The 23051-nt window shown below is 48.4% G+C and carries 23 protein-coding genes and 1 pseudogene; 23 read left to right on the top strand and 1 reads right to left on the bottom strand.

Translation table 11 applies throughout. The annotated features are described in order from the left end of the window. Window positions 1-197: 197 nt before the first annotated feature. A complete protein-coding gene (locus EJE48_RS04685; RefSeq protein WP_124984330.1) occupies window positions 198-1016 on the bottom strand; it encodes a 4Fe-4S binding protein in 819 nt (272 codons plus the stop codon). Between the two features lie 870 nt (window positions 1017-1886). Here EJE48_RS04685 and EJE48_RS04680 point away from each other — a divergent pair. The 23 genes and pseudogenes from EJE48_RS04680 to EJE48_RS04565 form a co-directional block, all read left to right on the top strand. Beyond that, window positions 1887-2708, top strand: a complete 822-nt coding sequence (locus tag EJE48_RS04680) for a ParA family protein (RefSeq protein ID WP_002569249.1) — start codon at window positions 1887-1889, stop codon at window positions 2706-2708. Next, window positions 2665-3594 carry a ParB/RepB/Spo0J family partition protein gene (locus EJE48_RS04675; RefSeq protein ID WP_118739668.1) on the top strand — a complete coding sequence of 310 codons (930 nt, stop codon included), beginning with the start codon at window positions 2665-2667 and terminating at the stop codon, window positions 3592-3594. The genes EJE48_RS04680 and EJE48_RS04675 overlap by 44 nt, the downstream gene beginning before the upstream one ends. Window positions 3595-3605: 11 nt before the next feature. Further along, window positions 3606-3878 (top strand): DUF5720 family protein, encoded by a 273-nt coding sequence (locus EJE48_RS04670; RefSeq protein ID WP_007862445.1) that lies wholly within the window; start codon window positions 3606-3608, stop codon window positions 3876-3878. 22 nt (window positions 3879-3900) lie between these two features. Further along, window positions 3901-4095, top strand: coding sequence for a hypothetical protein (locus tag EJE48_RS04665; RefSeq protein WP_008818008.1), 195 nt, complete (start codon window positions 3901-3903; stop codon window positions 4093-4095). 67 nt (window positions 4096-4162) lie between these two features. Next, entirely contained in the window at window positions 4163-5041 is an 879-nt protein-coding gene (locus tag EJE48_RS04660) for a DUF6017 domain-containing protein (RefSeq protein ID WP_006059572.1), read from the top strand. Window positions 5042-5077: 36 nt separating this feature from the next. Further along, entirely contained in the window at window positions 5078-5845 is a 768-nt protein-coding gene (locus EJE48_RS04655) for a BRO family protein (RefSeq protein ID WP_002589066.1), read from the top strand. A gap of 23 nt (window positions 5846-5868) precedes the next feature. Beyond that, on the top strand, window positions 5869-6180 hold the full coding sequence (locus EJE48_RS04650; RefSeq protein ID WP_008723307.1) for a DUF5720 family protein: 312 nt from the start codon (window positions 5869-5871) through the stop codon (window positions 6178-6180). A gap of 100 nt (window positions 6181-6280) precedes the next feature. Continuing rightward, complete coding sequence (locus EJE48_RS04645; protein ID WP_008723309.1) at window positions 6281-6781, top strand: PcfB family protein; 501 nt, start codon at window positions 6281-6283, stop codon at window positions 6779-6781. Then, a complete protein-coding gene (locus EJE48_RS04640; protein WP_006059575.1) occupies window positions 6778-8607 on the top strand; it encodes a VirD4-like conjugal transfer protein, CD1115 family in 1830 nt (609 codons plus the stop codon). Before EJE48_RS04645 ends, EJE48_RS04640 begins: the two co-directional genes overlap by 4 nt. A 219-nt stretch (window positions 8608-8826) precedes the next feature. Next, on the top strand, window positions 8827-9045 hold the full coding sequence (locus tag EJE48_RS04635) for a Maff2 family mobile element protein (RefSeq protein ID WP_124984329.1): 219 nt from the start codon (window positions 8827-8829) through the stop codon (window positions 9043-9045). A gap of 69 nt (window positions 9046-9114) precedes the next feature. Next, a complete protein-coding gene (locus EJE48_RS04630) occupies window positions 9115-9984 on the top strand; it encodes a VirB6/TrbL-like conjugal transfer protein, CD1112 family (RefSeq protein ID WP_008723326.1) in 870 nt (289 codons plus the stop codon). Window positions 9985-10004: 20 nt separating this feature from the next. Further along, a complete protein-coding gene (locus tag EJE48_RS04625; RefSeq protein ID WP_118583030.1) occupies window positions 10005-11291 on the top strand; it encodes a DNA cytosine methyltransferase in 1287 nt (428 codons plus the stop codon). A 160-nt stretch (window positions 11292-11451) separates the two neighbouring features. Then, on the top strand, window positions 11452-12660 hold the full coding sequence (locus EJE48_RS04620; RefSeq protein WP_118583033.1) for a tyrosine-type recombinase/integrase: 1209 nt from the start codon (window positions 11452-11454) through the stop codon (window positions 12658-12660). Further along, a complete protein-coding gene (locus tag EJE48_RS04615) occupies window positions 12657-13646 on the top strand; it encodes a tyrosine-type recombinase/integrase (protein WP_015563767.1) in 990 nt (329 codons plus the stop codon). Before EJE48_RS04620 ends, EJE48_RS04615 begins: the two co-directional genes overlap by 4 nt. Beyond that, entirely contained in the window at window positions 13633-14655 is a 1023-nt protein-coding gene (locus EJE48_RS04610; protein ID WP_118583036.1) for a site-specific integrase, read from the top strand. The genes EJE48_RS04615 and EJE48_RS04610 overlap by 14 nt, the downstream gene beginning before the upstream one ends. A 187-nt stretch (window positions 14656-14842) precedes the next feature. Next, window positions 14843-15298, top strand: a complete 456-nt coding sequence (locus EJE48_RS04605) for a PrgI family protein (protein WP_008723330.1) — start codon at window positions 14843-14845, stop codon at window positions 15296-15298. Next, a complete protein-coding gene (locus EJE48_RS04600) occupies window positions 15255-17654 on the top strand; it encodes a VirB4-like conjugal transfer ATPase, CD1110 family (RefSeq protein WP_009298981.1) in 2400 nt (799 codons plus the stop codon). Before EJE48_RS04605 ends, EJE48_RS04600 begins: the two co-directional genes overlap by 44 nt. A gap of 2 nt (window positions 17655-17656) precedes the next feature. Beyond that, on the top strand, window positions 17657-18031 hold the full coding sequence (locus tag EJE48_RS04595) for a DUF3851 family protein (protein WP_002569211.1): 375 nt from the start codon (window positions 17657-17659) through the stop codon (window positions 18029-18031). Then, window positions 18024-19733, top strand: coding sequence for a C40 family peptidase (locus tag EJE48_RS04590; RefSeq protein ID WP_118583039.1), 1710 nt, complete (start codon window positions 18024-18026; stop codon window positions 19731-19733). The genes EJE48_RS04595 and EJE48_RS04590 overlap by 8 nt, the downstream gene beginning before the upstream one ends. 29 nt (window positions 19734-19762) lie before the next feature. Next, the gene (locus EJE48_RS04585) at window positions 19763-20014 is read left to right on the top strand and encodes a DUF4315 family protein (protein WP_008723337.1); all 252 of its coding nucleotides are present in this window, start codon (window positions 19763-19765) and stop codon (window positions 20012-20014) included. Beyond that, entirely contained in the window at window positions 20004-20756 is a 753-nt protein-coding gene (locus EJE48_RS04580) for a DUF4366 domain-containing protein (RefSeq protein WP_118583042.1), read from the top strand. Before EJE48_RS04585 ends, EJE48_RS04580 begins: the two co-directional genes overlap by 11 nt. A gap of 147 nt (window positions 20757-20903) precedes the next feature. Beyond that, on the top strand, window positions 20904-21611 hold the full coding sequence (locus tag EJE48_RS04570; RefSeq protein ID WP_006059584.1) for a hypothetical protein: 708 nt from the start codon (window positions 20904-20906) through the stop codon (window positions 21609-21611). Further along, window positions 21592-23010, top strand: a pseudogene (locus tag EJE48_RS04565) (DNA topoisomerase); the annotation flags it as partial. The gene EJE48_RS04570 and the pseudogene EJE48_RS04565, both read left to right, overlap by 20 nt. Between the last annotated feature and the right edge of the window lie 41 nt (window positions 23011-23051).

Raw genomic sequence — 23051 nt, 5'->3', positions numbered from 1 at the left:
GAGCACTCTGTAAAATTGATTCAATTTGACAAATTGGAAGTTGCGTGTTCCTACAAGCGGTGCATAAATGCAATGAAATGGCTGATGGGAGCTTGCTCACATTCAGACATATTCAACTGCATTTATATAGCGCGCCAGCGCGACATGAACATGAAGCGTAGCGGAATGTGAATGGTACCGCTTAGACAAACATGAATTTATAGTGCATCTCTCGGACAATTCTTCACGCATTCAAAGCAAAGAATACATTCCGTACCGTTTTTTCGTTTTCTGGAATTATCTGTAACATCTACTTCCATAGGACACACATTTTTACATTTGCCGCATGAAACACATTTGCTTTTATCGCATTTAATTCGGAGCAGCGAAAAATAACTCATAGGTTTTAAGAATATAGTGATAGGACATATGTATTTGCAAAATGCACGATTATCCTTAAAGACAAAAGCCAATATTATCCCAACTATATAGTATATGGCATTTCCAATGATAAACGCCCAAAACATAATCCTCTCAATGTTACCGATATGAGCAAGAAATAGCACCGAAACAAATATAAGAGAAATTGCAAATGTTATATACCTTATCCACCCAATCTTTTCCCGTGGTGTTTTGGGAACTTTATACGGAAGAAAATCAAGCACCATTGCCGTCCAACAGGCATACCCACACCAACCTCTGCCAAAAAGCAATGGTCCAAAAATTTTTGCCACCGCATAATGAATTGTTGCGGCTTCAAATACCCCTGTAAAAAGATAATACCAAAATCCCTCAATCTGCATATTTTCACCGCAAATAAAGCCCAAATACACCAACATATAAAGTCCGACTAAAAGCTGTGCAACTCTGCGGGCATATTTGTATTTTTTTATATAAAGAAATATCCCGAAAAAAATTGATATTCCGATATAGCTAAAATTAAAAAGGTAAAATATATTGTCCTGTGTCAGCCATAATGTTACTGCAATAGTCATAAATATTCCCAATACACCAAGCGGTAGAAAATACTTTTTCATTTTATTCCTCCAATCCACAAACCGGAATTTAGCGGTCAGTGTACAGTAGTCGGTAGTCAGTTAAAGTATCGCCAATTTTCAACTGCATTGTCATATATTTCTCCGAAAAACGCAATGTAATTGCGTTTTGATAAAAGTTTAGGTCAAGCCTTTTCAAAGGCTTGCAGGGTGTGGGACAGAGTCCCACGGTCTTAGATAAATCCCGATTTGCTAATCTGTTATGCCACAAATTATATCACATCGGTTTTTAAAAAAACACTTCTATATGTAAAGGCACCCCGAAGACTGCCCGGGGCACCGCGTCTATCCATCCCCAATGCGGAGCAAATAGACGCTCTATGTACATAACGATATTCAATTTTATCCACTATAACAGCATGGTACTCAAAACATCCGCTTTTTTTGATTAGCAGCTTTTTATATAAGAAAAGCCGAAAGCCCTTGAGAACAAAGGCTTTCGGCGTTATTATCTGGCGCGCCAAAAGGGATTCGAACCCCCGGCCTTCCCCTTAGGAGATGGACCCAGTGCATATATTCCCTATCAACGGAGATAAAGAAAATGCAGTTATATCAAGGCATTTCTCCACATTCACTGTAAACCTCGTACAAGTAAAATCAAGCAAAAACAAAGGATTTTAGCCCCCTATTGTTTGCACTCTGTTTGCAAAGGCGCGAATTTTAGCGTTAGCCAAAAGTTCAATTCCCGTCGGGACTTAATTATATTTATGGTATCGTGGACATAGTCTACCCTACATAGAGGCTCATTACAAGAGGTATTGAGCCAGTAAAAGTGCCTGTTTTATCTTTCTCAGGAAAGGTAGAGCAGGCACTTTTTTCATATCTAAACTTAGAAAGAAATGAGGTGAAATCATGAATACACAGATTATTGCCATAGCCAACCAAAAAGGTGGTGTCGGCAAAACAACCACTTGTGCCAATCTTGGAATTGGTCTGGCGCAGTCCGGGAAGAAAGTCCTTCTGATTGACGGAGACCCACAGGGAAGCCTGACCATCAGCTTGGGCAATCCTCAGCCTGATAAGCTGCCCTTTACACTGTCAGACGCTATGGGCCGTATTTTGATGGATGAACCAATTCGTCCCGGCGAGGGTATCCTGCACCACCCTGAGGGCGTAGACCTGATGCCTGCGGACATCCAGCTATCTGGTATGGAGGTATCTCTGGTAAACGCTATGAGCCGAGAAACCATTCTGCGACAATATCTGGACACGCTGAAGGGGCAATACTCCCATATCCTTATTGATTGCCAGCCCTCCCTGGGTATGCTTACGGTCAATGCACTGGCTGCCGCTAATAGGGTTATAATCCCCGTCCAGGCAGAGTATCTTCCAGCTAAAGGTTTGGAGCAGCTTTTGCAAACTATCAATAAGGTTCGCAGACAAATCAATCCCAAGCTGCAAATTGATGGGATTCTGCTGACGATGGTAGACAGCCGAACCAATTTTGCCAAAGAAATCTCCGCTCTTCTGCGCGAAACCTATGGCAGTAAGATCAAGGTGTTTACATCAGAAATTCCTCATTCTGTCAGGGCTAAAGAAATCAGTGCTGAAGGAAAAAGCATTTATGCCCATGATCCTAATGGCAAAGTGGCTGAGGGCTACAAAAATCTGACGAAGGAGGTATTGAAACTTGAAAAGCAGCGCGAAAAAAATAGAGCTGGCCTCAGTAGATGACCTGTTTTCTACAGAAGAAAGTCGGCAAGACGAGCAACTGGAAAAAATTCAGGAAATTCCCCTATCTGAACTGCATCCGTTCAAGGATCACCCCTTCAAGGTCAAGGATGATGATGCAATGATAGAAACCGCAGACAGCATCAAAAAGTATGGTGTGTTGGTTCCTGCGATTGCCAGACCACTGCCTGATGGCAGTTATGAGCTGGTAGCCGGTCACAGACGCCGCAGAGCCAGCGAATTGGCCGGAAAAGAAACCATGCCTGTCATTGTGCGCGACTTGGATGACGATGCTGCCACAATTATTATGGTTGACAGCAATTTGCAGCGAGAAAATCTGCTCCCCAGTGAAAGGGCTTTTGCCTACAAAATGAAGCTGGAAGCCATTAAACATCAAGGAGCAAGAACAGACCTGACTTCTGTTCAAGTTGAACAGAAGTTGAGCGCCAGAGACCAGGTGGCAAAAGAAGCCGGTGAACGAAGCGGTATCCAGGTAATGCGATATGTTCGTTTGACTGAACTGATTCCAGAGCTTTTGGATATGGTGGATGAAAAGAAAATCGCATTTAACCCAGCCTATGAACTCTCTTTTTTGAAACCGGACGAACAGCAAATGCTGGTGGAAACAATGGACTATGAGCAGGCTACCCCTTCTCTCTCTCAGGCTCAGCGAATGAAAAAGTTCAGCCAGGAAGGGAAATTGTCAGAAGATGTGATGCTTGCCATCATGTCAGAGGAAAAAAAGGGTGATCTGGATAAAGTGACCTTGAGCAGCGATACCTTGCGAAAGTATTTCCCCAAAAGCTATACACCGGCCAAAATGCAGGAAACCATTATTAAACTGCTGGAACAATGGCAGAAAAAACGCCAACGAGATCAGGAACGATGAAGGGAGAGCCTATGAAAGATATTGCAGCAAGGGAACTGAAAGGCCACAACATTCTTGCAGTGGAGCGATTTTGGGACAGCACTTTCTGGATGATTGAGTTTACTGTCTTGCGCCCTACTGCTTATGGAGAACCTGGTGACGAAATGAGGCTTTTTCTCACAGAGGACGGGTATCAGTCAGCTCTGCAAAGCCAGCAGCGTCGAGAAATCAAAATTAAGAGATATGCCCATGTTATTGAGGGGCATATCCTCGACTTCAAGCCTAAAAAACACCGTCGTTCATAACCGATACAACGAAAGGAAAGGAATGAATATGTGTACTGTAAGAGAAATCCGAGAAGCTATTCAAGAAGATTGCCGCTCACAGCGTGATATGGAATCCACCGAGATTGACCGTGTTTTTCAAACCTTACCATTTTCTCAGGAAAGGGATCTGTTTGATAAACCACCAATGCCAAAACGCCCCTACCGACGCAAGAAAAAAGATACAGACAGACCCTAACCGCTGCCACAATTCTTTTATGAATTGCGGCTTTTTTCATACCTGAGAAATGAAAGGAGTGAAGTAAATGGCTGTTTTTCGTGTAGAACGCACTGGCGATTACACGGTTATGAGCAATTTTCATCTAAAAGACAAACGACTTTCTTTGAAGGCAAAGGGTCTCTTGTCGCAAATGTTATCTCTGCCTGATGACTGGGATTATACGCTGTCAGGACTCAGCTATATCAATCGAGAAAGCAAAGATGCAATCCGCTCTGCTGTCAATGAGCTTGAAACAGCCGGATACATTCGGCGCAGACAGACAACTGATGCTTCTGGTAAATTCGCAGCCAATGAGTATACCATTTTTGAGCGTCCCATCGAGGGAGAACCAATGTTGGATAAGCCGTTGTCGGAAAACCCGATAACGGTAAACCCGTCAGCGGTAAATCCGTTACCGGAAAATCCAACACAATTAAATACTAAGAAATCAAATACCCAAAAACAAAATACTCATGGATCAAATACCGATTCCATTCCCTTCCGGGAAACAGCGGCGGTAATACCGCCGGAACGGAAAGGAAGGGATGCGATGTCTGTCACAGAGATAGAAAATTATCGGGAATTGATTTTGGAGAATATCGAGTATGATTGTCTGAAGCAGCGTTATCCTCTCTACCTGGATGACCTGAATGAGATCGTAGAGCTGTTGGTAGAAACGGTCTGTGCCAAACGAAAGACCACCCGGATCTCTGGTGCGGACTTTCCTCATGAAATTGTACGCTCCCGCTTTTTGAAGCTGGACAGCTCTCACATCGAGTTTGTCATGGACTGTCTGCAAAAGAACACCACCCAGGTACACAACATCAAGCAGTACCTGCTTGCAGTGCTGTTCAACGCTCCTACCACCATGAATAACCACTACACTTCACTGGTAAATCACGATATGCACGCAGGCGGCTGGTAATCAGCCGCTTTTGTATTACACCAAAGGAGGCACAGCATGAATCAGATTGAAATTTTCAATAGTCCAGAGTTCGGAAGCATTCGCACTTTGGAACAGAATGGCAAAGTATTATTTTGCGGTACAGATGTGGCAACAGCGCTGGGATATACCAATCCACGCAAAGCCGTCCGCGACCATACCAGGGGTGGAACGAAATGTTCCATAGGGGTCCAGACTGGGAAAAAGGCAGATGGAAGCCCCGCGGTACAAATGGTCGAAATGCTCTTTATCCCCGAAGGTGATCTATATCGTCTGATCGCCCATAGTAAACTGCCGTCAGCGGAACGGTTTGAACAATGGGTGTTTGATGAAGTTCTACCTGCCATTCGCAAGCACGGAGCCTATCTCACAAAAGAGAAGTTGTGGGAGATAGCCACTTCTCCGGAAGCTCTGATAAAGCTCTGCTCCGAGCTGCTTGCTGAGCGGGAAGAAAATGCGTCGCTACGAGAGGAAAATGCCCTGCTGGAGAGTAAGGCAGCCTTTTATGATTTGTTCATCGACCTCAATCACAGTACCAACCTCCGCACCACCGCCAAAGAGTTGCTTGTCCCGGAGCGTCGGTTTGTCCGTTTCCTTCTGGAAAAGCGTTTTGTGTACCGCACCGCATCCGGTAATGTACTGCCCTATGCAAAGCCAGCCAATGAAGGACTGTTTTGTGTCAAAGACTACTGCAATCACGGGCATATCGGCTCCTATACGCTGATAACCCCGCAAGGCAAACTCTACTTTGCTCAGCTGAGAGACATGATTTTGATGGTTGTATGAGAGTGGGAAAGGAAGTGAGTTTTATGCCAGAAGGCAAAACAATCGGTCAGCTGATGGAAGAAATGCGCCAGAAAGCTGGAGCGCAGAACTATCACGGCCATGACTACATGGATCTCCAGCGATTTGCTGAGAACACCCGGCACATGATTATTTTTGATGTGCTGACGCATGACTCCCCGGTGGGCTGGAAAGGTGAACGAACCCGCCTGTTTTTGTCAGATAAGGGCTATGAAAAAGCTCTGGACAGTCAGGCAAAGGGACAGATCAAGATTCTCAGTCATGCAAAGGTCAGAAATGGAGATTTGCTCTATGACCGTTCTGAGCAAATTCGTTGAGGGCGGTTCGATGAAGAAATACCTTCTCCGGCGGCTGGTGGTCCCGCCTTAGAAATAAATGCACCACCCCTGCACATTTTGTGGAAAGGAGGCGATGAAAATGCAGGAAGAAGTGGAAAACAGGACTTTAACGCTGGTTGTCAGCGGAACAAAGTTCACCGGCAGGCTGCTCAAAGCCGCCATCAGCAAGTACCTTGCCCACCGCAAGGAAAAGAAGCTGCAAAAGCAGAGAAGCCGTGACGCGCCTGTGAAGCCCCAGGGCAAGCAGACGGTGAAACAGCTGATTGGTCAAAACCAAGGGGTTTCCAACATCGAGATCACCGACCCCTCCATCAAGGAGTTTGAGAAGATCGCCCGGAAATACGGCGTGGACTATGCGGTGAAGAAGGACCGCAGCAGCTCCCCACCCAAGTACCTGATCTTTTTCAAGGGTCGGGACGCGGATGCCCTGACCGCTGCTTTTACCGAGTACACCGGGAAAAAGGTCAGAAAGGCGGAGAAATCCGAGCGCCCGTCCGTGCTGGCAAAGCTGAGCCAGTTCAAAGAACTGGTAAAACACGCCGTCGTGGACCGGAACAAGCGGAAGGAGCTGGAACGATGAAAAAGCAGCTGAACATCAAAAAGCTCATTTTGCTGAATCTGCCGTATATCCTGATGGGGCTTTTCTCCACCAACTTCGGTGAAGCGTGGCGGATGGCCGTGGGTGCGGACGCTTCGGCAAAAATGCTCTCGTTCTTCTCCACGCTGCCGGTGGCGCTGGCCAGCTGGTGGCCCAGCCTGCACCCGCTGGACCTGCTGGTGGGCCTGTGCTGCTGCGGCGGCCTGCGGCTGGCTGTGTACCTGAAAAGCAAGAACGCCAAGAAGTACAGGCACGGCATGGAATACGGTTCCGCCCGGTGGGGAACCCATGAGGACATTACACCCTACATCGACCCGGTATTCCAGAACAATGTGATTCTGACGAAAACGGAGAGCCTGACAATGAACAGCCGCCCCAAGGACCCAAAGACCGCCAGAAACAAAAATGTGCTGGTGATTGGCGGCTCCGGTTCCGGTAAGACCCGCTTCTGGCTCAAACCGAATCTGATGCAGATGCACAGTTCCTATGTGGTCACAGACCCGAAGGGAACCATTTTGGTGGAGTGCGGAAAAATGCTCCAAAGGGGCGCACCCAAGCTGGGGAAAGACGGAAAGCCTATGAAGGATAAGCACGGCAAGGTCATTTATGAGCCGTACCGAATCAAGGTCCTAAATACTATTAACTTCAAGAAGTCCATGCACTATAACCCTTTCGCCTATATCCATAGCGAAAAGGACATCTTGAAGCTGGTAACAACGCTGATCGCCAATACCAAAGGCGAAGGCAAGGCCGGAGACGATTTCTGGGTAAAAGCAGAAACCTTGTTGTACTGCGCGCTTATTGGCTATATCCATTATGAGGCTCCGGTGGAGGAACAAAACTTCTCCACCCTCATTGAGTTCATCAACGCCATGGAAGTCCGTGAGGATGACGAGGAGTTCAAAAACCCCGTAGACCTGATGTTTGATGCGCTGGAAGCCGAGAAGCCAAACCACTTTGCGGTGCGCCAGTATAAGAAATATAAGCTGGCCGCCGGAAAAACAGCCAAGTCGATTTTGATTTCCTGCGGCGCTCGCCTTGCCGTGTTCGACATTGCAGAGTTGCGTGAGGTCACGGCTTATGATGAGCTGGAGCTGGATACTCTGGGAGACAGGAAAACTGCCCTGTTCCTCATCATGAGTGACACTGATGACAGCTTTAATTTCCTTATATCCATGTGTTATACCCAGCTGTTTAACCTGCTCTGCGAAAAGGCCGACGATGTGTACGACGGCAGACTGCCGGTTCATGTGCGCTGTCTGATCGACGAGTGCGCCAACATTGGCCAGATACCCAAGTTGGAAAAGCTGGTGGCCACCATCCGAAGCCGTGAGATCTCCGCCTGTCTGGTGTTGCAGGCGCAGAGTCAGCTCAAGGCGATTTATAAGGATAACGCAGATACCATTATCGGAAACATGGATACTTCCATCTTTCTGGGCGGTAAGGAGCCGACCACTCTCAAGGAGCTGGCCGCCGTGCTGGGTAAGGAAACCATCGACACCTACAACACCGGAGAGAGCCGTGGGAGGGAAACATCCCATTCACTCAACTATCAAAAATTGGGGAAAGAGCTGATGAGCCAGGATGAGCTTGCTGTTATGGATGGCGGCAAGTGTATCCTCCAGCTGCGCGGTGTGCGTCCTTTCCTTTCGGATAAGTACGACATCACCAAGCACCCCAATTTCAAGTACACTGCCGACGCGGATGACAAGAACGCTTTTGATATTGAAGCATTCTTGTCCGCAAGGCTGAAACTCAAGCCCAATGAGGTCTGCGATGTATATGAAGTAGACACAAAGGGCGCTTAATTTCGTTCCGCTTTAGAAGGGAGTGATCTTATCTATTCGCCGCATCTGCCCTCTATGGGCCATTGGCGTACAAAGCGGACAATCGCGAGAAAAAATAATGAAAAAGGAGGACAGCCGGAATCATGCCCCCGGAAACCGGGCGGCAGATTGTTCCGGCTTTTGTATGCCTATGAAACATGACAAACCTATTTTTTAATCAGATTCCGGCTAACAAACTATATGGCATTTTTTGAACAGGCAATCACCGTTCTTCAGACCCTCGTTATCGCGCTCGGTGCCGGTCTCGGTATCTGGGGCGTTATCAACCTGCTGGAAGGTTACGGCAACGACAACCCCGGCGCCAAGAGCCAGGGCATGAAGCAGCTCATGGCCGGTGCTGGTGTAGTCGTGGTAGGCATGGTCCTTGTACCTCTGCTCTCCGGGCTTTTCTCTGTCTAAGCGTCTCCGTATGAAATCCTTGCCGCTCCCGCAGTTTTGCGGGGGCGGCGGAAAGGAGGTTGACACCGTATGGATTTCTTACTTGAAGCCCTGACAAATTGGCTGAAAGAAATGCTGGTGGGCGGTATTATGAGCAACCTTTCGGGGATGTTTGACAGCGTAAACCAACAAGTCGCGGATATATCCGTACAGGTAGGCCAGACCCCACAGGGATGGAATGGCAGTATTTTCAGCATGATTGAGAACCTGTCAAACTCCATTATGGTGCCGATTGCAGGCGTGATCCTGGCTATCGTGATGACCGTAGATCTGATCCAGATGATCGCAGACAAGAACAACCTGCATGATGTGGACACCTGGATGATTTTTAAGTGGGTGTTCAAATCAGCCGCCGCCATCCTCATTGTCACAAACACATGGAATATCGTGATGGGCGTCTTTGATATGGCTCAGAGCGTAGTAGCGCAGGCAGCAGGGATCATCGGTTCGGATGCGTCCATTGACATTTCCTCAGTTATGACCGATCTGGAACCGAGGCTGATGGAAATGGATCTGGGACCGCTGTTCGGGCTTTGGTTCCAGAGTATGTTTATCGGCGTTACCATGTGGGCGCTGTATATCTGCATCTTCATCGTGATTTATGGCCGTATGATTGAAATTTACCTTGTGACATCCGTTGCGCCCATCCCCATGGCTGCCATGATGGGCAAGGAATGGGGCGGCATGGGCCAGAACTATCTGCGCTCCCTGCTGGCGCTGGGCTTTCAGGCGTTTCTCATCATCGTCTGCGTGGCAATTTATGCTGTGCTGGTGCAGAACATCGCTCTGGAAGATGACATCATCATGGCGATCTGGAGCTGCGTGGGCTACACCGTGCTGCTATGTTTTACGCTGTTCAAAACCGGCAGTCTCGCAAAATCAGTCTTTCAGGCTCATTAAACTATGTCGGGAGGTACATTATGAAAGAGATAACTTTAGGAACACTTTTTGACGGGATAGGGGGTTTCCCCTATGCCGCCTTATTTTATGGAATCCGTCCTGTCTGGGCAAGTGAAGTTCTGCCGACAGCCATATCGGTCACAAAACGGCATATTCCAGAAATGGTCCATGTAGGAGATATTACAAAACTGGACGGACGCAAGCTGCCACCTGTGGACATCATCACTTTTGGTTCACCCTGTCAGGGACTATCCATCAGCGGACGCAGGTTAGGGTTAGCGGATGAGCGCAGCGGGTTGTTTTCTGAAGCAATCCGTATTATTCGAGAAATGCAGGAGGTAACACATGGACAATATCCGCAAATCGCAATATGGGAAAACGTCCCCGGAGCTTTGTCATCCGCAGGAGGATGTGACTTTGCGGCTGTGCTGCAAGCGTTCACAGAAACCCCGGTTCCAATGCCTTATTCTGGGCGATGGGCCAACGCCGGAATGGTACGAAGCCGAGGAATTGATCTCGCTTGGTGCGTGTACGACGCCCAATATTTCGGAACAGCACAGCGACGCAGGCGCATGTTCCTTGTCGCTGATTTTAGAGGAAAATGCGCCGGACAAATACTTTTTGTCCCCAAAAGCCTGCGAGGGTATTTTGAATCGGGCGGAACGCCGCGGCAAGCACTTACCTCCTTTGCTGCAAGCAGCGCTGGAGGAACAGTCCCGCAAGACCGATATTTGAGCGATACCGAAGTGTACTGCATTGTGGGCAATATCATTGGACGCCAGCCGCATAACGGAGGAAATGGAGCTGGATACCAAAGTGACATTTCTTATACCCTGACAGGGGCAGACCGTCATGCGGTTGTTGCGCCGCTTGTCATACTCAACGACCAGGGCGGAGCTTCTATGAGCGTGGAGCGCAGTAATATTTCTCCTACTCTGCGAAGCCAAACACACGGAAATCTGCCAATCATAGCTGCTATGTCACAATCTCCTCCCGCCATGGTCAGTGCCGGTTTCCGCTATAAAGCAGGAAGTGCGGCCGGCAGTATAGGGTATCAGGAGGAATTGGCTCCAACTCTTATGGCATATCAACCTTGCGGAGCGTTGGTCGCCCAACCAGAGAGAAAATATATTGTGCGTCGGCTAACCCCTATGGAGTGTGAGCGGTTGCAGGGATTCCCGGATGGATGGACCGCATACGATTTTGAGCATGGGATAATCAGTGATTCAAAGCGATATGAGATGTTAGGAAACAGCGTTTATTGGGACAAAGCCATTATGTTAATGATGGGCACAAAAATGGCATGAATACAAGGCTTCTGTGGATTTTACTGCACATAATACTCCACATTTCAACCTTTAATCATAGCAGCTAAAACCTTTAAAGTAAGGGCTTACTTTTTCCGCTTGTTCAAGTAGAATTGTCATTGTAATAGGAGAAATTTCTACATGAAGGGCGGTGGGTATATTGCTAAACAAGCTAATCAAAGACCTCATTGACAAAGGTGCAGTAACTCTAAAAGAACAGGGATATTCCATACGCAGTAGCGAATACGCCCTATTGACATGGAAGCAATTTCAAGAGTTCTGCAATAAAAAGGGATATGAAACATATTTGCCCTCGCATAAAGATGAATTCATCACAGAACTCGGCAAGTGCACTCCACCTTTAAGGCAGTCCACAATTGACCGTAAAGCCGGAAGCATGAAAATGCTTGATCTGCTTGCCACCAAAGGTACCTGGGGAAAGGGGATGCTCAATCCTCTGCAAGAGTTGTTGCCGGAATTCAACTCCTTTCTTGATGCGCAGGAAGAATATCTCATCAAAACCGGTTATTCAGAATGCACCAGAGAAACGATGCGAAATTATATCTCCGTAGTTATGCGGTACTTTCAGAATGCTGGTATAACAAAGCTGGAAGAACTTAACAGCTCACATGTCTCGGCATATCTGCTGACTCTGAGAGGCCATGCAAAAAGTACAGTGCGTTGTGAACTCAGCCGACTGCGGAAGTTCCTGTCGTATCTGTATCTGCTTGGATATACATCCGAAAATCTTGCACCTCATGTACCTGAATATCGTCTGGGACAAGCACAGAGCATAATTAAAATCTGGGAGTCAGAGGAAATCAATGCAGTATTGGAAACCGTGAACAGAGCCAGCCCAAAAGGAAAACGAGACTATGCTTTCATTACTATTGCCGCTGAACTTGGTGTGCGAAGCAAAGATATCTGCAATTTGAAGTTGTCCGATATTGACTGGGAGCTTTGTTCAATCTCCTTTGTGCAAAGCAAGACGGGCAAGCCGAACACACTTCCTCTCAGCGAAAAAGTGGGATCTGCTATTATTGACTACCTGCATATTCGTCCGCAAACAAAATGCGAATACCTGTTTGTCAGTTTGAACCCTCCATATGGCAAGATGAAATCAATCCATTCAGCGTTCCATAGGTATGTCGCGCGTTCAGGGGTAAAAGTGCCAATTCATGCGCATCACGGCCTGCATTCTCTTCGGGCAACCGTTGCGACAAAACTGCTATCTGCCGATGTGTCTCCAGATATCATTTTTTCATTTCTTGGCCATTCGGACCGAGAATCTCTGGGACATTACATCCGTCTGGATATTGAAAACCTGCGTGAATGCGCCCTGTCGTTTGAGGATGGTGATCTCTTATGAGCAGAACTTACGAGTACAGAAGCGGACTGGCAAGTCAAATAAGTGCTTTTATTGCAGAAAAGCGGGCCTGCGGATGTAAGTATGAAAAAGAAGCCAAAACCTTTCAAACATTGGACCGGTTTCTCGTAGAACAAGGAATCAATACTCCAGTGTTGCCGGAATTGGTCGTTGAGAAATGGATTGAAAAGCGGCCCAATGAAAAGCGTAAAAATCAAAAATGGCGGCTTAATTTCACAAAACGCTTTGCCAAATATCTTCAATTGAATGGCTATGCCGCGTACTACCCCGAACTTACCATTTCATCTCGAGATGATGCTGACTTTTCTCCCTGCATTTTTACGAGCGATGAGTTGGCACGTATTATGAAATATTTTGAAACGATGGTTCCAAGCAGGCAATGCCCTACTGCGCACCTTGTCTTTCCTTTGCTGTTTAAGACTCTGATCTGCTGTGGATTACGTGCCGGAGAGGCAACCCGGCTCCGTGTAAAAGATGTAGATCTTATAAACGGCGTTTTGCAGATTTGGGAAACAAAGCATGACAAACCAAGATATGTTCCTCTGTCTAAAAGTCTGTGGGCGGACTACGAACAATATTTTGAAGAAATCCATGCGGAAAGTTCTGGTAACAACTATTTCTTCCCCAATCCCAGAAAAAGCTGCTACCATACAACCACAGTCTACAACCGGTTTCGGGATGCGCTATGGCATTGTGGAATTGCGCATAAAGGACGTGGATACGGTCCGAGGGTTCATGACCTTCGTCATACCTTTGCCGTTCGTTCTATGCAAAAGCTGAAAAAATCCAAGAGCGACATCGTGACTACACTTCCATACCTTTCGGCGTATCTCGGCCATTGCAACATGAGTGCGACGCAAATCTATCTGCATTTAACAGCGGAATGTTACCCTGAATTTATTCAAAAGCAGTGCGATTATCTTGGCGATACGATTCCAACGTGGGAGGCGCCGAATGAAAACTGCTGATTTTGCCGCACATTTGACGGAGTTTCTTTCCCATTACCTGCCCGAACTTAAAAATATCAGTACGAACACGATTTCATCATACTGCGATGCATTTCGGCTATTCCTTGGCTATTGCCAGGATGTAGAGGGGATGAGGATTGAAAAGCTTTCCATAGATGATCTGACGCCGGAACTCGTTGACCATTTTTTGCAATGGCTGAGGATAGAGCGAAACAATGGAACCGCGACGCGTAGCCAACGTCTTGCAGCCATCCGCTCATTTGTTAAATACCTGCAGATAAAAGAGCCGCGCCTTTTGCTGAATTTCCAGCAAATACTGGCAATCCCAGTGAAAAGAGCTGAGCGCAAAGCGATTAATCCGTTGACAAAAGAGGCCATTGCGCTGATCCTGCGCCAGCCGGATACATCCACTCTCAGTGGCAGAAGAGATGCCACTATCCTGTGTTTTCTTTATGATACAGCAGCCCGTGTGCAGGAAATCTGTGACTTACGTATTGAAGATGTCCGTCTTGATTATCCTGCAAGTGTCAAGATCCTTGGTAAAGGCAGAAAAACCAGGGTAGTTCCCATTTTGCCGGCAACGGCGCAGAACTTGAAAAAATATCTTACTGAAATGCACATGCTTGCACCGGAAAAAAGTCATCTGCCGCTATTTATGAACCGCAACGGGCAAAAGATAACTCGTGCAGGGGTTACGTACATCCTGAACAAATATGCCAAGGCCGCTTCAGTGATTGATCCTTCCATACCGGAGAAAATTCCTCCGCATTTGATGCGCCATACTAAAGCAATGCACATTTACGACGCGGATAATGATCTCGTTCATGTGCGCGATTTCCTCGGACATTCCGACATTAAAACTACAGACATATATGCCCGTTCAAGTCTTACAATGAAGCAGAAAGCTCTGGAACGAGTTTCGGATTCTCCAGTTCCCTCAATGCCTTTCTGGCAGAAAAGCCGGAGTACAATGGAGTGGTTGAAAAGTTTTGGGTCTCAAAAAGCATAGCACATTATGTGAAGCAACTGCGCCAGGAATCCTCTCCTGGCGCAGTTTTCACATCTGTTCTTCTCATAACGACCATGATTAAATAAACACTGTTATGTTGAGCTTCACATAACAGCGTGGCTGTTCCCTGTGTTGCTTACATCATGCAAGGGATTTATCAGGTGTTGTCAGAAAGGAGCGTGTAATTGTGGCTTATGTACCCGTACCCAAGGACTTAACAAAAGTCAAAACAAAGGTCATGTTCAATCTGACCAAGCGGCAGCTTATCTGCTTCACGGGCGGAGCGCTTATTGGCGTACCGCTTTTCCTTTTGCTCAGAAAACCTACCGGAAACAGTGTAGCGGCTATGTGTATGATGCTGGTTATGCTGCCCTTCTTTATGCTGGCTATGTACGAAAAGCATGGACAGCCCCTGGAAAAGATCGTGGGCAACATTCTCAAAGTAGCTGTGATCCGTCCCAAGCAGCGTCCCTACCAGACCAATAACTTTTATGCCGTATTAAAGCGGCAGGAAATGCTCGATAAGGAGGTGTATGACATTGTTCACCGCAATAAAAAAATGGCTGCGCCGTCTGCTGGGAAAACCGGAAGAAAAGACCGTGCAGCCGGTAAAGACAAAGAAAAAGCTGTCCCGCGCCGATAAGAAGCAGATCGAAGCGGCCATTGCCCGTGCCAACCGCACGGACAAAAAAGGAAAATCGGCACAGGACAGTATCCCCTATGAACGGATGTGGCCGGACGGGATCTGCCGCGTATCGGACAGCCACTACACAAAGACCATTCAGTTTCAGGACATCAACTATCAGCTCTCCCAAAATGAAGATAAGACCGCAATCTTTGAGGGCTGGTGTGATTTCCTCAATTATTTCGACAGCTCGATTCACTTCCAGCTGTCTTTTTTGAACCTTGCTGCATCGGAGGAGACATTTGCCAACTCCATTTCCATCCCGCCCCAGGGGGATGACTTTGACAGTATCCGTGAGGAATACACCACGATGCTGCAAAATCAGCTGGCCAGAGGGAACAACGGTCTCATCAAGACCAAATACCTGACCTTTGGTATCGACGCTGACAGCATCAAAGCCGCCAAGCCCCGTCTGGAGCGTATTGAGACTGATATACTCAATAACTTCAAGCGTCTTGGCGTAGCCGCCAGAACACTGGACGGTAAGGAAAGGCTTTCCCAGCTTCATGCGGTATTTCACATGGATGAACAGCTCCCGTTTCAGTTTGAATGGGACTGGCTGGCTCCTTCCGGCCTATCTACCAAGGACTTCATCGCACCAAGCTCCTTTGAGTTCCGCACCGGTAAGCAGTTCCGTATGGGCAAGAAATACGGGGCTGTTTCTTTTTTGCAGATCCTTGCACCGGAGCTGAATGACCGTCTGCTGGCTGATTTTCTGGATATGGAAAGCTCGCTCATTGTGAGTATGCACATTCAGTCGGTGAATCAGGTGAAAGCCATCAAAACGGTAAAGCGCAAGATTACCGACCTGGACCGCAGTAAGATCGAGGAACAGAAAAAAGCAGTCCGTGCCGGATACGACATGGACATCATTCCCTCTGACCTTGCCACCTATGGCAGCGAAGCCAAAAAACTGTTGCAGGATTTGCAGAGCCGAAACGAGAGAATGTTCCTGGTCTCCTTTTTGGTGTTGAACACAGCGGACAATCCCCGTCAGCTTGGCAACAACATCTTTCAGGCAGGCTCTATTGCCCAGAAGTATAACTGCCAGCTGACCAGACTGGACTTCCAGCAGGAAGAAGGGCTGATGAGCTGTCTGCCTCTGGGACTCAATCAGATCGAGATCCAGCGAGGGCTGACCACCAGTTCTACGGCTATCTTTGTACCATTCACCACACAGGAACTGTTCCAGAACGGCAAAGAAGCCCTGTACTACGGCATCAATGCTCTGTCCAACAACCTCATCATGGTGGACAGAAAGCTGCTAAAAAACCCCAACGGTCTGATACTTGGGACACCTGGAAGTGGCAAGTCCTTTAGCGCAAAACGAGAAATCGCCAACTGCTTTTTGCTTACCAATGATGATGTCATCATCTGTGACCCGGAAGCAGAGTACGCACCTCTGGTGGAGCGTCTGCATGGGCAGGTCATCAAGATCTCGCCTACCTCAACCAACTACATCAATCCGATGGATCTGAACCTGGACTATTCGGATGATGAAAGCCCGCTGTCGCTCAAGTCTGACTTTATCCTCAGCTTGTGTGAGCTGATCGTGGGCGGTAAGGACGGATTGCAGCCGGTGCAGAAAACCATCATCGACCGTTGTGTGCGTCTGGTCTATCAGACCTATCTCAATGACCCAAAGCCGGAGAATATGCCCATACTGGAGGACCTATATAACCTGCTCCGTTCACAGGAGGAAAAGGAAGCCCAGTATATCGCCACGGCCCTTGAAATCTATGTAACCGGCTCCCTCAATGTGTTCAACCACCAGAGCAATGTGGACATCAATAACCGCATTGTCTGCTATGACATTAAGGAGCTGGGCAAGCAACTCAAGAAAATCGGTATGTTGGTGGTCCAGGATCAGGTGTGGAACCGCGTTACCATTAACCGCGCTGCCCACAAGTCCACTCGTTATTACATCGACGAGATGCACCTGCTTTTGAAGGAGGAGCAGACCGCCGCTTATACGGTGGAAATCTGGAAGCGATTCCGCAAATGGGGCGGTATTCCGACAGGTATCACCCAGAATGTCAAAGACCTTTTGAGCAGCCGCGAGGTGGAGAACATCTTTGAAAACTCCGACTTCGTGTATATGCTCAACCAGGCAGGCGGAGACCGTCAGATTCTCGCCAAGCAGCTGGGCATTTCCACGCACCAGCTTAGCTATGTGACCCACTCCGGTGAGGGCGAGGGTCTGCTGTTCTATGGCTCCACCATCCTGCCCTTCGTTGACCACTTCCCGAAGAATACTGAGCTTTACCGCATTATGACCACCAAACCCCAGGAACTGAAAAAGGAGGATGAATAACTATGAAACAGAATATTTGCGAACTTGATACCATGATTTTTTTCCGTGAGGCATTGGAGGCTCACGAATTCATGTTGCTTCCGGTAATGGCCTCCGCTGTTGTTGAGTGTCGTACCGCTGACAAAGAACTCAAAACCTTGAATGAGGATGGCGAAATTGGTCTTGCCCGTCTCTTTTCGATTTGGGCGAATATGATGTGTGCCCCTGGTGCAGCAACCATTGTAGGGTGCAGACCTATCACAATGCTCTCTGAGATTCTGGCGCAAGTCCATGCGTATCTCACCGTGCATCCGCTATATGATCCGGAAGGTTTGGCCCTCTATGTGGAGCTGCACCACATGATGGATGCTATCCTAATGGGTGATTGGTTTGAATAAAGAGCCGCGCCTGCGCTTTACTGATGAGGAACGGGCTGACCCTGCACTGGAAAAGCCGATCCGCAAAACGGAGAAAGCTACGGCCAGAGCAGATAAGGCGCAGGCCAATATTCCAAAGAAAAAAGTCAGACAGACGGTCATTGACCCGGACACAGGGAAAAAGACCTCGAAGCTGACCTTTGAGGACAAGAAAAAACCACCTTCCAAACTTTCTCAAGGGGTTAAGGAAGCTCCCGTCCATCTGGTCGCGGGCAAGTTTCACAAAGAGATCCGGGAAACAGAACAGGACAATGTGGGTGTGGAAAGCGCCCACAAGTCCGAGGAGGCGGTGGAGACCAGCGCTTATCTGGTGCGGGAGGGCTATCGCAGCCACAAGCTGAAGCCGTACCGCAAAGCAGCCCAGGCCGAGCAGAAGCTGGAAAAGGCAAATGTAAATGCCCTGTACCAGAAGTCCCTACGGGAAAATCCTCAGTTTGCCAGCAACCCTCTCTCCCGCTGGCAGCAAAAACAGAGTATCAAAAAGCAGTATGCCGTCGCCAAGCGCACCGGTCAGACTGCCGGAAATACCGCCCAGGCTGCGTCCAAAACCGGAAAAGCCGCAAGGACGGTAAAAGAAAAGGCACAGCAGGCAGGGGCATTCGTCATGCGCCACAAGAAGGGCTTCCTGATCGCAGGGGTTTTGTTCCTCATCGTCTGTATGCTGATGAATACCATGTCCTCCTGCTCTATGATGGCACAGAGTATTGGTTCTGTAATTTCCGGCACTACCTATCCATCGGATGACCCGGAAATGCTGGCGGTGGAGGCAGATTATGCAGACAGAGAAGCTCGGTTGCAGGAGAAAATCGACAACATCGAAAGCAGCCACCCAGGGTATGACGAGTATCGCTATAACCTGGATATGATTGGCCATGACCCCCATGAGCTGGCGGCAGTTCTCTCTGCTGTCTTGCAAGGCTATACACGCCACAGCGCACAGGCAGAGTTGAGTCGTGTGTTTGATGCACAGTATCAGCTCACGCTGAGAGAAGAAATTCAGATTCGCACTTACACTGACGAAGACGGGGATGAGCATGAATATGAATATCGTATTCTCCATGTAACTTTAACAAGCCGTTCCATTGCCTCTCTTGCGCCAGAACTACTGACTCCGGAGCAGATGGAGATGTACCAGGTCTACCGACAGACTATGGGCAATAAGCCGCTGTTATTTGGTGGCGGTTCCCCCGATACAGGTGTTTCTGAAGATTTGACTGGTGTTGAATTTATCAATGGCTCCCGCCCCGGCAATCCGCAGCTGGTGGAACTGGCGAAAAGTCAGGTGGGCAATGTGGGAGGACAACCTTATTGGAGCTGGTACGGCTTTGACTCCCGTGTGGAATGGTGTGCCTGCTTTGTATCATGGTGCTATGGTCAATCCGGTCGAACGGAACCACGCTTTGCTGGTTGTCAGTCTCAGGGTGTTCCGTGGTTCCAGTCTCATGGACAGTGGGGCGCACGAGGATATGAAAACATTGCCCCCGGTGATGCCATTTTCTTCGATTGGGATCTGGATGGTTCCGCAGACCATGTGGGAATTGTTGTCGGCACCGATGGCAGCCGTGTTTATACCGTGGAGGGAAATTCCGGCGATGCCTGCAAGATCAAAAGTTATGACCTGAATTATCAGAGTATCAAGGGCTACGGCCTGATGAACTGGTAACAGAGATTTTTTAGAAGGAGTGATAGACGATGGCAAAGAACAAAATTGAACGCATTGACCAGGAGATTACAAAGGTCCGCGAGAAGATCGCAGAATATCAGGAAAAGCTCAAGGCGCTGGAGGCACAGAAAATCGAGGCAGAAAATCTGGAGATCGTCCAGATGGTGCGCGCTTTGCGTATGACCCCTGCCCAGCTGAGCGCCATGCTGTCCGGCGGCACAGTTTCCGGCAGTATGGTGGATGACAACAACGAACAGGAGGAAAACAGCTATGAGGAATAAACGATTGCTCCGAACACTTTCCGCCCTTTGCCTGACGCTGGTTCTGGCATCGGGCTTTACTGTTCCCGCTTTTGCCCAGGGCGCAGCGCCGCCCCCGGCAGAGGATACCACCAATGACAGCAATGTGGTGGTGGAAGAAGCGGAAAAAGCACCTCCGCTGACCCCGGATGGCAACGCCGCTCTGGTGGATGATTTTGGTGGCAACAAGCAGCTCATTACCGTTACCACCAAGGCAGGCAACTATTTTTATATCCTGATCGACAGGGCCAACGAAGATAAAAAGACTGCTGTTCACTTTCTGAACCAGGTGGATGAAGCGGACCTGATGGCACTGATGGAAGATGGAAAACCCAAAGAGGAGCCGCCTGCTGTGTGCAGCTGTTCGACAAAATGTGAAACAGGGACAGTCAATACGGTCTGCCCGGTCTGTGCAACCGATATGAGCAAATGTACGGGCAAAGCACCGGAACCTCCGGCAGAAACACCGGAGCCGGAAAAAGAGAAGCCTGCCGGACTGAACCCGGCTGCCCTGATCCTTCTGCTGGCTCTGCTGGGCGGCGGTGGCGTATTTGCCTACTTGAAGCTCGTTAAAAATAAGCCTAAGACCAAGGGCAATGACAGTCTGGACGATTATGATTATGGCGAGGAAGATTCCGAGGAATGGGAAACTGAGGATGAGGAAGTCCTTGAGGATGGTTTTGAGGGTTCTGACCCTAATGAGGAAAGTGATAGAACAGATTGAACCGTTTGAGCGTAGCATATTTCAAATCATTGCGGGATAAGGGACAGAGGACAGGGAGAAATTCCTGTCCTCTGCTGCTCTACTCACTCTCTTACTGCAAATCTACACCCAAAATCAGCACATGGTCAAAGAAAGGAGGACCTCACAATGAACACCTGGAACTTGTTATTACACTTTCTGATTATTTTTGATCTGGTCGCCTTCGGAATTTACTTTGGAGGAGACATTCTTTTCACTGCTATAAGCAAAGTTCAAAAAAAATCAAAGAAGGACGATGACTTGGATCTTTATGATTTTGAAATTGAGACCGCACCCCAAAAACGCTCTTTATGTGTGGACTCAATCCGAATGCTTTATTCTGGTGAGATAGATGAATTTGTGGAAAAGGAACTGTTGCCTGATGCAGCGGAGACCATGAACGCTTTATCTGAAGCTGAAAAAACAGCAGTTAGCCTGTTACTAAAAGCTTATATCGGTTTTTTGAGCGAAGAAGCAACGGTAGATGAACAAAGTTTTCCCATGGTTAAGGAACTGTTGTCTTATACACAGGGCAGCAAAGAAGATGGTGAAAAAGATGCCATAGATTGTCTGATGGAAGATACGGTCAGCAGAACCCACAGACATCGAGAATATTACAACAATTATCAACGCTATCAACTGATGCAGGTGGATAAAGAGCGTGTGATTATGGCCTGCAATATCATAATCAATGATTTGATTGGCAGGTTGTACCGATATGATTATCGCTTTGGCTATGACATTACACTTGCCTCAGAACACAGCATTGCAAAAAAACTGTCTGATAATTGGCAGAATGAATGGGAGGTTGAAGATTATGAAGCTGGTGATTGCTGAAAAACCATCGGTTGCACAAAGTCTGTCGGCGGTGATTGGTGCAACCGCCCGTAAGGACGGGTATCTGGAGGGAAACGGCTGGCGTGTCAGCTGGTGCGTGGGCCATCTGGCCGGGCTTGCAGATGCAGACAGCTATGACCCCAAGTATGCCAAGTGGCGATATGATGACCTGCCTATTCTGCCGGAGCATTGGCAGATGGTGGTGGGAAAGGATAAGAAAAAGCAGTTTGATATTCTCAAAAAGCTGATGAATGCCCCGGATGTGACGGAGGTGGTAAACGCTTGCGATGCCGGACGCGAGGGCGAGCTGATCTTCCGCAGTGTCTATGAGCTGGCAGGCTGCCAAAAGCCGATGAAAAGGCTTTGGATTTCTTCGATGGAGGACTCCGCCATCAGGGAGGGCTTTGCAAACCTCCGCCCCGGTGCGGACTATGACGGACTTCGGGATGCTGCTCTCTGTCGTGCCAAGGCCGACTGGCTGGTGGGGATCAATGCCACAAGGCTTTTTTCCGTGCTGTACCACCGCACCCTCAACATCGGGCGCGTGATGTCCCCTACGCTGGCACTCATTGTCCAGCGAGAAGCTGAGATCGACACCTTTAAGCCGGTTCCCTTTTATACCGTGGCACTGGAGCTACCCGGTCTTACCGTATCCGGGGAGCGCATGGCGGATAAGGCCGCTGCCGAGCAGCTGAAAGAAGTCTGCCAGGGTGCAGCCGTCACGATCAAAAAGGTGGAGTGCAAGGAAAAGTCCGAAAAGCCGCCCGCCCTCTATGACCTGACTACTCTGCAAAGAGATGCCAACCGCTTGCTTGGATTTACAGCCCAGCAGACCCTGGACTATCTGCAAAGCCTGTATGAAAAGAAGCTCTGCACCTATCCCCGTACTGACAGCCGCTATCTGACCGGTGATATGGCAGACAGCCTGCCGGTGCTGGTCAATCTGGTTGCCAATGCTATGCCGTTTCGCAAAGGGATCGCCATTACCTGTGATCCGCAGCCAGTCATCAACGATAAGAAAGTAACCGACCACCACGCAGTAATCCCTACCAGAAATCTCAAGGATGCAGACCTTTCTGCCCTTCCTGCGGGAGAAAAAGCGGTGCTGGAGCTGGTGGCCCTGCGTCTGCTGTGTGCCGTAGCCCAGCCCCATATCTATTCGGAAACCGTTGTGATTGCCGACTGTGCCGGTGGGGAGTTTACCGCCAAAGGAAAAACAGTGAAGCACCCCGGATGGAAAGCACTGGAGGACGCTTACCGTGCCAAAATGAAGGATGCAGAGCCGAAAAAAGAGGGCGCAGAGAAAGCCCTGCCGGAGCTGACCGAAGGACAGACCCTTTCGGTTTCTGCGGCAATCGTCAAAGAAGGCAAAAGCAGTCCGCCCCAGCACTTTACGGAAGTTATATGCTATGAAAGGGGGATAAGAAATCGCCCATAGAA

Origin of the sequence: Anaerotignum faecicola, assembly GCF_003865035.1 — a bacterium.
Classification (GTDB): Bacteria; Bacillota; Clostridia; order Lachnospirales; family Anaerotignaceae; genus Anaerotignum_A; species Anaerotignum_A faecicola.
The sequence above is the reverse complement of the archived record's forward strand: the minus strand, read 5'-3'. Positions and strand labels throughout refer to the sequence as shown.